This window comes from Hydrogenophaga luteola (genome assembly GCF_042648585.1).
GTDB lineage: Bacteria > Pseudomonadota > Gammaproteobacteria > Burkholderiales > Burkholderiaceae_C > Hydrogenophaga > Hydrogenophaga luteola.
Genome location: NZ_JBHRXX010000007.1, coordinates 239,264 through 251,087 on the forward strand (window position 1 = coordinate 239,264; position 11,824 = coordinate 251,087).

The 11,824-nt window shown below is 68.5% G+C and carries 8 protein-coding genes; 3 read left to right on the forward strand and 5 right to left on the reverse strand.

Going from position 1 to position 11,824, the window contains the following annotated elements:
* Window positions 1-29 precede the first annotated feature (29 nt).
* Window positions 30-857, reverse strand: coding sequence for a peptidase (locus ACFOPI_RS15880; RefSeq protein WP_382175744.1), 828 nt, complete (start codon window positions 855-857; stop codon window positions 30-32).
* On the reverse strand, window positions 854-3,454 hold the full coding sequence (mutS, locus tag ACFOPI_RS15885) for a DNA mismatch repair protein MutS (protein ID WP_382177196.1): 2,601 nt from the start codon (window positions 3,452-3,454) through the stop codon (window positions 854-856). Before mutS ends, ACFOPI_RS15880 begins: the two co-directional genes overlap by 4 nt.
* A gap of 205 nt (window positions 3,455-3,659) precedes the next feature.
* Here mutS and ACFOPI_RS15890 point away from each other — a divergent pair, with 205 nt between their 5' ends.
* Window positions 3,660-6,896 carry a PAS domain-containing protein gene (locus ACFOPI_RS15890; protein WP_382175746.1) on the forward strand — a complete coding sequence of 1,079 codons (3,237 nt, stop codon included), beginning with the start codon at window positions 3,660-3,662 and terminating at the stop codon, window positions 6,894-6,896.
* Window positions 6,897-6,903: 7 nt separating this feature from the next.
* Here the strand turns inward: ACFOPI_RS15890 and ACFOPI_RS15895 are convergent, their stop codons facing one another.
* Window positions 6,904-7,827 (reverse strand): inositol monophosphatase family protein, encoded by a 924-nt coding sequence (locus tag ACFOPI_RS15895; protein ID WP_382175749.1) that lies wholly within the window; start codon window positions 7,825-7,827, stop codon window positions 6,904-6,906.
* Window positions 7,828-7,971: 144 nt separating this feature from the next.
* Here ACFOPI_RS15895 and ACFOPI_RS15900 point away from each other — a divergent pair, with 144 nt between their 5' ends.
* Both ACFOPI_RS15900 and cysE read left to right on the forward strand, forming a co-directional pair.
* The gene (locus ACFOPI_RS15900) at window positions 7,972-8,721 is read left to right on the forward strand and encodes an RNA methyltransferase (RefSeq protein WP_382175751.1); all 750 of its coding nucleotides are present in this window, start codon (window positions 7,972-7,974) and stop codon (window positions 8,719-8,721) included.
* Between the two features lie 31 nt (window positions 8,722-8,752).
* Window positions 8,753-9,520 carry a serine O-acetyltransferase gene (gene cysE / locus ACFOPI_RS15905; RefSeq protein WP_382175753.1) on the forward strand — a complete coding sequence of 256 codons (768 nt, stop codon included), beginning with the start codon at window positions 8,753-8,755 and terminating at the stop codon, window positions 9,518-9,520.
* On the opposite strand, the gene ACFOPI_RS15910 is transcribed toward cysE, so the two are convergent.
* The gene (locus tag ACFOPI_RS15910) at window positions 9,521-11,338 is read right to left on the reverse strand and encodes a chorismate-binding protein (protein ID WP_382175756.1); all 1,818 of its coding nucleotides are present in this window, start codon (window positions 11,336-11,338) and stop codon (window positions 9,521-9,523) included.
* On the reverse strand, window positions 11,335-11,811 hold the full coding sequence (locus ACFOPI_RS15915; protein WP_382175758.1) for an FKBP-type peptidyl-prolyl cis-trans isomerase: 477 nt from the start codon (window positions 11,809-11,811) through the stop codon (window positions 11,335-11,337). The genes ACFOPI_RS15910 and ACFOPI_RS15915 overlap by 4 nt, the downstream gene beginning before the upstream one ends.
* Between the last annotated feature and the right edge of the window lie 13 nt (window positions 11,812-11,824).

Sequence of the window (11,824 nt, forward strand, 5' to 3'; positions counted from 1 at the left end):
CGGGCGCCGCGCTGCAGATGGGCGGCCCGTCAGATCAGCTTTTCCTTGGAATTCGTGATCTTCTTGAGCGGCTGGCTGCGTGTGCTGCAACCCATCAGCGGAACATTGGTCGGTGCGCTGTCCCAGGTCGGGTGCTCAATGGCGTCGAACACCTCGCGCAGCTTCTGGCCCCAGGTGTTGCGCACCATGCGGAAGTAGGGGTTGTTCTCATCGATGCAGGTGATCTTGTCGGTCTTGAGGGTGTCGGCCTCGTAGACCACGAGATCGAGTGGCAGTCCCACCGACAGGTTGGACTTGAGCGTGCTGTCCATCGACACCAGCGCGCACTTGGCCGCCTCGTCCAGCGGCGTGTCGGGTGTGATCACGCGGTCCAGCACGGGTTTGCCGTACTTGGATTCGCCGATCTGGAAGAAGGGCGTCTCGGGCGTGGCCTCGATGAAGTTGCCGGCCGAATAGACCTGGAACAGGCGCATGCCCTCGTTGCCGATCTGGCCGCCAAAGATCATGGAGACGTTGAACTCGACGCCGGCGCGCTTGAGCGCCTCGCCGTCGCGCTCGAACACGTGGCGCACGGCCGAGCCGAGCACACGCGCAGCGTCGAACATGCTCTTGGCGTTCCAGATCGTGATCGGGTCGCCACCGTCGTGGTCGGCCAGCTGTTCGACCTGCAGGATCTCGCGCACCGATTGTGAGATGGAGAGGTTGCCGGCCGAGAGCAGGCACATGAAGCGATCGCCCGGCTTCTCGTAGACGATCATCTTGCGGAAGGTGCTGATCTGGTCCAGGCCCGCGTTGGTGCGGGAGTCGGACAGGAAGACCAGGCCGGCCTTGAGTTTGACGGCGACGCAGTAAGTCATGGTTTCGTGGCGAGTTTCTTGAGGGCGTAGAGCTGGTCCAGCGCTTCGCGCGGACTCAGGGCATCGGGGTCGATGGCGGCCAGTGCGGCCAGCACCGGCGGGGTTTCGGGTTCGGGCGGGGCCGGCGGCGGGGCGAACAGGTCCACCTGCACGCGGCTGCTTTCGCTGTGGGCTTCGAGTGCGGCCAGCGCGTGTTTTGCATGCTGCACCACCGCGCCAGGCACACCGGCCAGGCGCGCAACCTGGATGCCGTAGCTGCGGCTGGCCGGGCCGGGTTCGATCTGGTGCAGGAAGACGATGCCGGCCTTGCCTCCGCCCTCGACCGCGCTGACGTGTACGTTGACCGCGCCGTGGTGGGTGGCGGGGAACTCGGTCAACTCGAAGTAGTGGGTGGCGAACAGGGTGAAGCAGCGCGCCTTGTCGTGCAGGTGGGCGGCGATGCCGCCGGCCAGCGCCAGACCGTCGAAAGTGGAGGTGCCGCGGCCGATCTCGTCCATCAGCACCAGGCTCTCAGGGGTCGCGGCGTGCAGGATCTGCGCAGCCTCGGTCATCTCGACCATGAAGGTCGACTGTGCGTTGGCCAGGTCGTCGGCGGCTCCGATGCGGGTGTGGATGGCGTCGATCGGCCCCAGGCGGCAGTTGGCCGCGGGCACATAGCTGCCCATGCTGGCCAGCAGCACGATCACCGCCACCTGGCGCATGTAGGTGCTCTTGCCGCCCATGTTGGGTCCGGTAATCACCTGCATGCGCTGCTTGCCGCCCAGCACCGTGTCGTTGGCGATGAAGCTGCCGCCGGTGGTTTCGTTCAGGCGCGCTTCCACGACCGGGTGACGGCCGCCGCGGATCTCGATGCAGGGCTCGGGCGCAAAGGTCGGCTCGTTCCAGTTCAGGGTCAACGAGCGCTCGGCCAGCGCACACAGTGCATCCAGCGCGGCCATGGCGCGGGCCAGCTTCGTGAGCGGGTCGATCCAGGCCTGCATCTCGTCGAGCAGCAGCTCGTAGAGGTACTTCTCGCGTGCCAGCGCCCGGTCCTGCGCACTCAGGGCCTTGTCTTCAAACGCCTTGAGTTCGGGCGTGATGAAGCGTTCGGCGTTCTTGAGGGTCTGTCGGCGTCGGTAGTCGTCGGGCACCTTGTCGAGCTGCCCTTGCGTGACCTCGATGTAGAAGCCATGCACCTTGTTGAACTGCACGCGCAGGTTCGCGATGCCGGTGCGCGCTCGCTCGCGGGTTTCCAGGTCGATCAGGAAGCCGTCGCAGTTGGTCTGGATGGCGCGCAGCTCGTCCAGTTCGGCGTCGAAGCCGTCGGCGATCACGCCACCGTCGCGCACCAGCGCAGCCGGCTCGGGCGCAATGGCCTGGGCCAGCAGTTCGGCGCAACCCGCGGGTGGCGTCAGGTCGGCGGCAATGCGCTGCAGCAGGGCGGGCGGCGAGGCGCCGATGCCAGCGGCCAGCACGCGCGCGAGTTGCTGCGAGCGGGCCAGCGTGGCCGTCAGGCCTACCAGCTCGCGTGGGCGCACCTGGCGCAGCGCAGTGCGGGCGGTGATGCGCTCGACGTCGCTCGATCCCTTGAGTTCGGCGCGCAGCGTCTGCCACAGCCCGCCGCGCAGCAGGCCGATGGCGGCCAGCCGCTCGCGCGCCTGGGTGCGCTCGCGGCGCGGCTCCAGCAGCCAGCTGCGCAGCGCGCGGCTGCCCATTCCGGTGTGGCAGGTGTCCAGCAGAGAGAACAGCGTCGGGCTGGTCTCGCCGCGCAGGGTGTGGGTGAGTTCGAGGTTGCGGCGGGTGTTGACCGGCAGGTCGATCAGCTCGCCGCTGCGCGCCACCTGCAGGCTCTTGATGTGGGTGAGCGCGCGGCCCTGGGTGTGTTCGGCGTAGGCCAGCAGCGCGGCGGCGGCGGCGTGCGCGTCCTTCAGCTCCTGCGCGTCCCAGGCGCCGAGGCTGGCGGCCTGCAGCTGTTCGAGCAGCTTGCGCTCGCCTAGCCCAGCGTCAAAGGCCCAGGCCGGCCGCACCACGGCCACGCAGCGCGCGCCGCTGGGCAGGGGCTGGGAGCTGATCTGCTGCAGCGATTTCTCGAATGTGGGTGTGACCTCGGCGCTGTAGAGCACCTCGCCGGGGCCGACGCGGGCGATCCAGTCGGCCAGCTCGTCGCTGGCGCACTGCGCCAGGAACACGATGCCCTGCGTCACCGACAGCCAGGCCAGGCCCAGGCCGGTGCGGGCGCCGGGGTGCACCGCCATCACCAGCGCCTCGGTCTTGTCGGACAGCAGCTCGGTGTCGGTCAGGGTGCCGGGGGTGACCACGCGCACCACCTTGCGCTCCACCGGTCCCTTGGCGGTGGCCACATCGCCCACCTGCTCGCAGATCGCGACCGATTCACCCAGCTTGATCAGGCGCGCCAGGTAGCTCTCGACCGAGTGGAAGGGCACACCGGCCATGATGACCGGCTCGCCGGCCGACTGGCCGCGCTGTGTGAGCGTGATGTCCAGCAGCCGCGCGGCCTTTTCCGCATCGGCGTAGAACATCTCGTAGAAGTCGCCCATGCGGTAGAACAGCAGCGTGTCCGGGTGCCCGGCCTTGAGGGCCAGGTACTGCTGCATCATGGGGGTGTGGCGGTCCAGCGGGGCGGTCAAGGCAAGTCCGGGAAACAGTGCACAAAAGCGATCTACTTTAGCAGTTCGGGGTCTTCCCCCGGTGCGACCCTGTGACCCACAATGGCCCACTGTTCGTTCGCAAACCCCTGTCTTTCTGAACATGCCGCCGTCCACCAGCGCGTCCCTTTCCGGAACCGTTTTGCCCGCAGCGGTCATGCCCCTGCCCTTTGAGCAGATGTTCGAAGATGCTCCGTTCGCCGCCTCGCTGTCCCGGCGGGCGGATGGTCGCCTGGTGGCGGTCAACCAGGCGTGGGAAGTGCTGTCGGGAATCGCACGTGAACAGGCCATCGGACGCACCACCGTCGAGCTGGGGCTGTGGACCGACGCCACCCAGCGCGAGGGTTATCTCGACTCGCTCAAGGAGCAGGACAAGCCCCGTTGCACGGTGATGATCGACGGCCGCGAGCGCCACCTGCGCCTGCACACCTCGGTGCTCGGCGAGGGCGAGCTGCTGCTGGTGTACCTGCTGGACATCAGCCAGGAGGTGGCGTCTGAACAGGAGCGCGACCGGACCCAGAAGGAACTGAGGGCCGCTAACCTCGACCTGCAGCACCAGGTGGAGCTGCACGCGGCCATCGAGAAGCTGGCGATGGTCGGGCACTGGACGAACTCGCCGCACGAAGAGACCGTGAGCTTTTCGCCCGGCCTGTTCGAGATCACTGGTCTTGTGCCGGTACCTTCGCTGGAGCGAACGGTAGGGCGCGGCGGCATCCATCCCGACGATATGCCGGCTTGGCTGGCTGCGCGCGAGGCGCGTGACGGGCGCGAGCTGGACTTCCGCTGGACCCGGCCGGACGGCTCTGTGCGCTGGATGCGCACCCGCATCAGCCAGACCGCTGTCAAGGGCATCCCGCAGACCGACTTTGGCGTGGTGCAGGACATCACAGGCCAGCGTGAGGCCATCGACGCCCATGTGCAGCAGCTGCAGTTGCTGCAGCACATCACGGCCAGGGTGCCCGGCGTGGTGTTCCAGTCGCGCATGCCCGTCAAGGGCTGGGGCAGCTTCGAGTTCGTCAGCGACATGGTGTGCGACTTGCTCGACTTGACGCCCGAGCAGTTGTACCAGGACGGGCGCGTCCTGTTCAGCCGGGTGCACGTGGACGACCAGCAGGCCCTGGCGCATTCCATATGGGAGTCCACGACCCGGCTGACGCTCTGGCGCATGACTTTCCGGGTCAACCACCCGGCCAAGGGCACGCGCTGGTGCAGCGCGGAGGGTTTGCCGCAGGCGCAGCCGGATGGCTCGGTGCTGTGGCACGGTTACGTCCACGATGTGACCGAGGCACGCCAGGCCGCGCTTGCGCTCGACCGGCAGCACCGGATGCTGGACGCGGTGCGGCTGGCGCAGGCCGCCTACATCGAAGCCGACGACAAGCGGCAGGCGTTTGAAGGGCTGCTCAAGGCCTTTCTTTCGGTGACGGACAGTGCCTATGGCTTCGTCGGCGAGGTGCTGTACGACCCGCAACGCCAACCGTACCTCAAGACCCACGCCATCACCGACATATCCTGGGACGAGACGTCCCGGCGCATGTTCGCCGAGCAGATGGATTCGGGCATGGAGTTCCACAACCTCAATACCCTGTTCGGGCACGCGCTGCTGACCGGGGAAACGGTGCTCAGCAACCACCCGGATACCGATGCGCGCCGAGGGGGATTGCCGCATGGTCATCCACCGATGACGGCCTTCCTGGGCATCCCTGTGGCGCTGGGCGACCAGCTGATCGCGATGGTGGGTCTGGCCAATGCGCCCGGGGGATACTTCGAGGCCGACGTCGAGTTTCTGCAGCCGCTGCTGGGCACGGTGCGCCAGCTGGTGCTGGCCCGGCGCGGGCACGAGGAGCGCCAGCGCTCCCGCCAGCAGCTGCAGGCCACGAGCGCCTTGCTGGCCGACAAGACCTCGGCCCTGCAGGTCACGCTCGACACCATGAGCCAGGGCCTGTCCAAGATGGATGCCCAGGGGCGGGTGACCGTCTACAACCGGCGCCTGCTGGAGATGCTCGACCTGCCCGACGAGCTGATGTCCCGGCAGCCCACCCAGGACGAGGTCGTCGCTTTCCAGACGGCGCGCGGAGATTTTGGTGCGGGCTACGGCCTGGTTGAGCCGGGGGCGCGCCGCTATGTCGAGGCCGATGTCGGACCTGTGCCCGACCGCTACATGCGCCGCACATCTGACGGCCGTGCGCTGGAAATACACAACCGGCTGCTACCCGACGGCGGCCTGGTGCGCACCTACTCGGATGTCACCTCCTACATCGAGGTCGAAGAGGCGCTGAGAGACGAGCGCCAGCGCCTGGAGTGGGTGCTGGAAGCCACCGGTCCCGGCATCTGGGAACTCGACATTGCCACCGGGCTGACGCTCTACAGCGACCGCTGGGCGGGCCTGCTGGGCTACCGCCTGGACGAGCTGCAACCGCCCACGCGCGAAACCTGGCAGTCGCTCGTGCACCCCGACGACCTGGTCCGGGCGCAGTCGCTGCTGCAGGCCCATCTGCGCGGCGGGACACCGGTCTACGACTGCGACCTGCGCATGCGCCACAAAAGGGGGGCATGGCTCTGGTTCAACGACCGGGGCCGGGTGCACCGGCGCGACCAGGACGGTCGGCCTCTGTACATGTCGGGCACGCTGCTGGACATCCACGAACGGGTCACGGCGCAGGAGGAGGTGCGCGCGCTCAACGCCAGCCTGGAGCGGCGCGTGGCCGAGCGCACCGCCGAGCTGGAACGCTCGATGCGCGACATGGAAGTCATCTCGTACTCCATCGCCCACGACCTGCGGGCGCCGCTGCGCTCGGTCAACGGGTTTGCATCGCTCGTCGGCGAATCCGACGGCGAGCGCCTGAGCCCGGAAGGGCGGCTGATGTTCGAGCGCATCGTCAGCGCCTCGCGCAACATGGGCCAGATGATCACGGACATGCTGGAGCTGCTGCGTGTCGTGCGGGTGGAGATCGAGCCGGTGTCGGTCGATATGAATGCGCTGGCCCGTTCGGTGGCCGAGGCGCTCGCACCGGGCGTGCCCCATGCCAGAGTCCAGTTGCATCCCCTGCCGCGGGTGATGGGCGATGCCAAGCTGCTGCGCCAGCTGCTGTCCAACCTGATGGACAACGCGCTGAAGTACTCGCGCCATCTGGAGTCACCGCTGATCGAACTGGGCTTCGATGCGGTGCGCCGGGCGTTCTATCTCAGGGACAACGGCATGGGCTTCGACATGGCGCGCGCCCAGAAGCTGTTCGGGCTGTTCCAGCGCCTGCACGCCGGTTCCAACGCACCGGGCGGCACCGGCGTGGGACTGGCCATCGTGGCGCGCACGTTGGAGCGCCACGGCGGCCGGATCTGGGCGGAGGCCCAACCGGGCCAGGGGGCCACTTTCTGGTGGACCCTCCCGATGGGCTGATGTCTGCTCAGAAGGGGGCGGAGGGCTCCGCAGGTGGCGTATCGGTGCCGGAGGGCTGGTCTTCGGCCACCTCTGGCGTCTTGGCGAGCGTCTGCCGCACCGAGGCCTTGTCGCCCGCGCTGGCGAACTTGCTGTACTTGCCGGTCAGGCCCACCAGCTGGCCGTAGATGCGCGGGTTGGCGGCCATGCACTCGCGCTGCTCCAGGAAATCGGCCTCGCCGGTGAAATTGCCGATCAGGCCGCCGGCCTCGGTCACCAGCAGGGCACCGGCGGCCACGTCCCAGGGCGAGAGGCCCATTTCAAAGAATCCGTCGGAGAAACCGGCCGCCACATAGGCCAGGTCCAGCGCGGCGGAGCCGGGGCGGCGCACGCCCGCGCACTTGGGCATCACGTCGGCCAGCATCTGCAGGTAGGTCTGGAAGGCGTCGCCTGGGCGGAACGGGAAGCCAGTGGAAATCAAGCAGTCGCGCAGCGTGGTGCGCTTGGCGACGCGGATGCGCCGGTCGTTGAGGTAGGCGCCGCGGCCGCGCGTGGCACAGAACAGGTCGTTGCGGGTCGGGTCGTAGACCACGCCCTGTTCGATGCGTCCGTTCACCATGAGCGCGATGCTCACGCAGTAGACCGGGAAGCCGTGGATGAAGTTGGTGGTGCCGTCCAGCGGATCGATGATCCAGACGTGGTTCTTGTCGCGGCCCTTGCCTTCGCGCCGTCCGGATTCTTCGGCCCAGATGCCGTGGTCGGGGTAGGCCGTCAGCAGGGTCTCGATGATCGCAGCCTCCGCCGCATGGTCGATTTCGGTGACGAAATCGTTGGTCTGCTTGGTGGTCACGCGCACGGTTTCGACATCGAGGGCGGCGCGGTTGATGATGGCGCCGGCGGCGCGAGCGGCCTTGATGGCCACGTTCAGCATGGGGTGGAGGTTGGACGACATGAATTGTGTTCCTTGACGGGGCCGCGGGACGCGGTCGTGGGCAGGGTGATGAGCAGGAGCGCGGTGCCCGGCGATGCGGGGCGGCGACAATACCCGGCATTTTACCGGGCGCGGCTGAGGCGGCGCCGAGACGGATTCCACACCATGCGCACGAGATTCATCCTGATCCAGACCAGTCACGCCGGCAACGTGGGTGGCGCGGCCCGTGCCATGAAGGTCATGGGCTTCGACGACCTGGTGTTGGTGGCACCGCGCTGGGCCAATGTGCTGCGGCGCGAGGAGACAATCCAGCGCGCCAGCGGTGCCAACGACGTGCTTGCCAATGCGCGCATCGTCGAGACGCTGGACGAGGCGCTGGAGGGTGTGAGCCACCTCTGCGCCACCGCCATGACGCCGCGCGACTTCGGCCCGCCCACACGGGCTCCGCGCGAGCATTTCGCCCAGTTCCTGGCCGAGGCCGCCGCGCCCGACGCGGTGCAGCCCGAGGGCATCGCTTTCCTCTTCGGTTCCGAGCGCTTCGGTATGCGCAACGAGGACGTCTACCGCTGCCACGCCTGCCTGTCGATCCCCACCAGCGAGGGTTTTGGTTCGCTCAACCTCGCCGCCGCGGTGCAGCTGATTGCCTACGACTGGCGCCAGGCGCTGGGCGGTTTTGCGCTGCCGCCGACCCTGCCCGAGCGGCCTGCGGCCGATGCCGCCTCGGTCGCCGGCATGCTGGGGCACCTGGAGCAGGCGCTGGTCGCGGTGGACTTTCTGGACCCTGCGGCACCCAAGAAGCTGATGCCGCGCCTGAACGCGCTGTTCAACCGGGCGCAACCCACGCCAGAGGAAATCCACATCCTGCGCGGTGTTGCCAAGGCGATGCTGCAAACGGCCGAGCGCGCGAAGCGCTAGACTGGCTCCCCGTTCACATACTCCCGGCCCCATGTTTGCCCGAATCCGATCCGACATCCAGTGCATCCTCGAGCGCGACCCCGCCGCGCGCAGCACCTGGGAAGTGATCACCTGTTATCCGGGTTTGCACGCCGTCTGGCTGCATCGGCCGGCCCACTGGTTCTGGACCCACGGGCTCAAGTGGCTGGGGCGCTTCACGTCGCACCTGGGCCGTTTTCTCACCGGCATCGAGATCCACCCCGGCGCGAAGCTGGGCGAGCGCGTGTTCTTCGACCACGCGATGGGCACGGTGGTGGGCGAGACGGCCGAGATCGGCGATGGCTGCACCATCTACCAGGGCGTGACCCTGGGCGGCACCTCGCTCTACAAGGGCACCAAGCGCCATCCCACGCTGGGCAAGGACGTGGTGGTCAGCGCAGGCGCCAAGGTGCTGGGCGGCTTTGTGGTCGGCGACGGCGCCAAGATCGGCAGCAACGCGGTGGTGATCAAGCCGGTGCCGGCGGGCGCGACGGCAGTCGGCATTCCGGCGCGCATCATTCCCAGCAAGTCGGGCGAGAGCGCCGACGTGACCGAGGCGCACCCGAAGTTCCAGGCCTACGGCATCACGCAGGAAGACGACCCGCTGTCGCAGGCCATGCGCAGCCTGATCGACAGCGCCGCCGGGCAGGAGCACCAGATCGCGCTGCTGTGGCAGGCGATCGAGAAGCTGTCGCTGGCGCAGAAGGACTGCGTGCCGGCCGACGCCGCCAAGACCGAGTGTTTCGAGGCGGAGAAGCTCAACCAGCTGGTGGGCAAGTGATCACGGCGGCGGCGCTGGAGCCAGTGTGGCGTCGAGCCAGCCGCGCAGGCTGTTGAAGAAGGCCAGGCCCTGGGCCTGTGCGAGCCGCTCCATGGGGATCACCGCCTCCTTCAGCCGACCCTGCGCCAGCAGCTCGCGCCGGTAGGTGCCGGGCAGCAGGCCGCAGTCCAGTGACGGCGTCCACCACTGCCCGTCCAGCTGAATGGCGACATTGCCGCGCGTGAACTCGGTGAGCTCGCCGCGCTGGTTGAACAGCAGGTGGTCGAACACGGCCGGGTCGGTGGGCGCGAGCGCCTCGTAGTGCGCGCGCCGCGTGGTCTTGTGCCGGATGAACTCCTGAAGCGCCTCTTCTGTGCTCAGCGGCGCGGGCGCCAGCGCCACCCGCACGGGCGAAGCGGTTTCGGTCATGGCGTGGGCCTGGGCGTCGGTCCGGCCCGAAGCGTCCAGCAGGAGGCGCACGCGCCACAGATCCTGCGGGTGGGCCTGGCGCACGGCTTCGAGCGCGCTGTCCACCGCTGCCGGGTCGAAGCGGTGGCCGAGGTGGGCCGCGCTCTCGCGCAGGCGGTCGAGGTGGTGCGTCAGCAGCCAGTAGCGGCCCTGGTCAAGGCGCAGGGTCTCCAGCAGCTCGAAGGGCTCGCCGATGCGGTGCAGGTGGCGGCTTTTGGTCATCAGTTCTCTCCATTCGGCAGCAGGGTCGGCGCACACGGTCAGGCCGCTGCCCACGCCGTAACGGGCGTGCCAGTGGTCATCGGTGGTCGCGCCCTCGCCACGGTGCAGACAGACGGTGCGGATCGGCACATTGAAGGTGGTGTGGCCTCCGGGCCGCACCACGCCGAGGGCGCCGCAGTAGAAGCCGCGCGGCGCGTCCTCCAGTGCGGCGATGTGGTGCATGGCGCGCCGCTTGGGTGCACCGGTGACGCTGCCGCAGGGGAACAGCGCGGTCAGCACATCGGTCAAGGCGGTGCCCGGACGAAGCCGGGCGGACAGGCTGGAGGTCATCTGCCACACGGTGGGCCAGGCTTCCACCTCCAGCAGGCGGTCCACCTGCACGCTGCCGGTCTGCGCCAGGCGCCCCATGTCGCTGCGCAGCAGGTCCACGATCATCACGTTCTCGGCGCGCTCCTTGGTGCTGGCGCGCAGCGCGTCGCGTGCGGCCCGGTCGAGCGCCGGATCGCTCTCGCGTGCCGCCGTCCCCTTCATCGGACGGCAGTGCAGGCGGCCGCCCTGCGAATCGGGTTGCCAGTCGAAGAACAGCTCGGGCGAGGCGCTGAGCACCTGGCGCTCCCCATCGCCCAGCCGCAGCAGGTAGCCGCTGCCCTGGTGGCGCTGCAGCGCGTCCATCCAGCCCGCGGGGTCGCCGCCCAGCGCGCCTTGAAGGGCCGTGGTGAGGTTGATCTGGTAACACTCGCCCGCCGCCATCGCCTGGCGCGCGGCATCGGCCTGGTGCAGGTAGCGCGGGCGGTCCCAGTCCGGGCGCCAGTCGACTCGGGCGGGGACTCGAGGCTGTTGGGTGGGCGCTTCTGAAGGCGTGTCGTAGACGCCGAACCACACCAGCGGCCAGCGGGGGGCGGCCGGGCACACAGGCAGTGCGGGGTCGAACGCCAGCGCCGCCTCGTAGGCCAGTCCGCCGACACACCAGCGGCCGGCCGCTGCATGCGCTTGCACCTGTTCGACGGCCGGCAACACCTGGTCCAGCGACCAGGCCTCGATCACCGCCAGCGGATGTTCAAAACCCAGCCGCAGCCGGGCGCCGGGCCGGGCTTCGGGCGCGGTGTCCGGGAAATCGAGGGAGGCGATCAGCGGGGATCGGCGACTCAATGGTGGTGGCCGTGCGCACCGTGGGCGTGGCCGTGGGCGATCTCTTCCGCAGTCGCGGCCTTGATGTCCAGCACCTTGAGCTGGAAGGTCAGCGTCTGGCCGGCCAGCGGGTGGTTGCCGTCCAGGTGCACGGTATCGCCCTTGATCTTGACGACGGTGAACACCTGGTGCTGGCCCTGGTCGTCGTGGCCTTCGAGCTGGCCACCGACCTTGACGCCGGGCGGGAAGTCCTTCTTCGGAATGGTTGTGACCAGCGACTCGTCGCGTTCGCCGAAGGCGTCGGCTGGCGCGAGCTTCACGGTGGTCTGGTAACCGGCCGCCTGGCCTTCCAGCGCCGCCTCGATGCCCGGCAGGGTGTTGCCATAGCCGCCATGCAGGTAGCTGCGCGGCGTCTTGCCGTCTTCGAGCAGCTTGCCGCTGGCGTCGCTGGCGCGGAAGGTGAGGGTGACGACGGTGTCTTTGGTGATGTTCATGGTGCTTTCCTGA

Bases quoted from the DNA above. Each gene is read 5' to 3' on its own strand.
- ACFOPI_RS15880 (WP_382175744.1), bottom strand. From the start codon at position 857: ATGACTTACTGCGTCGCCGTCAAACTCAAGGCCGGCCTGGTCTTCCTG.
- mutS (WP_382177196.1), bottom strand. From the start codon at position 3,454: ATGATGCAGCAGTACCTGGCCCTCAAGGCCGGGCACCCGGACACGCTG.
- ACFOPI_RS15890 (WP_382175746.1), top strand. From the start codon at position 3,660: ATGCCCCTGCCCTTTGAGCAGATGTTCGAAGATGCTCCGTTCGCCGCC.
- ACFOPI_RS15895 (WP_382175749.1), bottom strand. From the start codon at position 7,827: ATGTCGTCCAACCTCCACCCCATGCTGAACGTGGCCATCAAGGCCGCT.
- ACFOPI_RS15900 (WP_382175751.1), top strand. From the start codon at position 7,972: ATGCGCACGAGATTCATCCTGATCCAGACCAGTCACGCCGGCAACGTG.
- cysE (WP_382175753.1), top strand. From the start codon at position 8,753: ATGTTTGCCCGAATCCGATCCGACATCCAGTGCATCCTCGAGCGCGAC.
- ACFOPI_RS15915 (WP_382175758.1), bottom strand. From the start codon at position 11,811: ATGAACATCACCAAAGACACCGTCGTCACCCTCACCTTCCGCGCCAGC.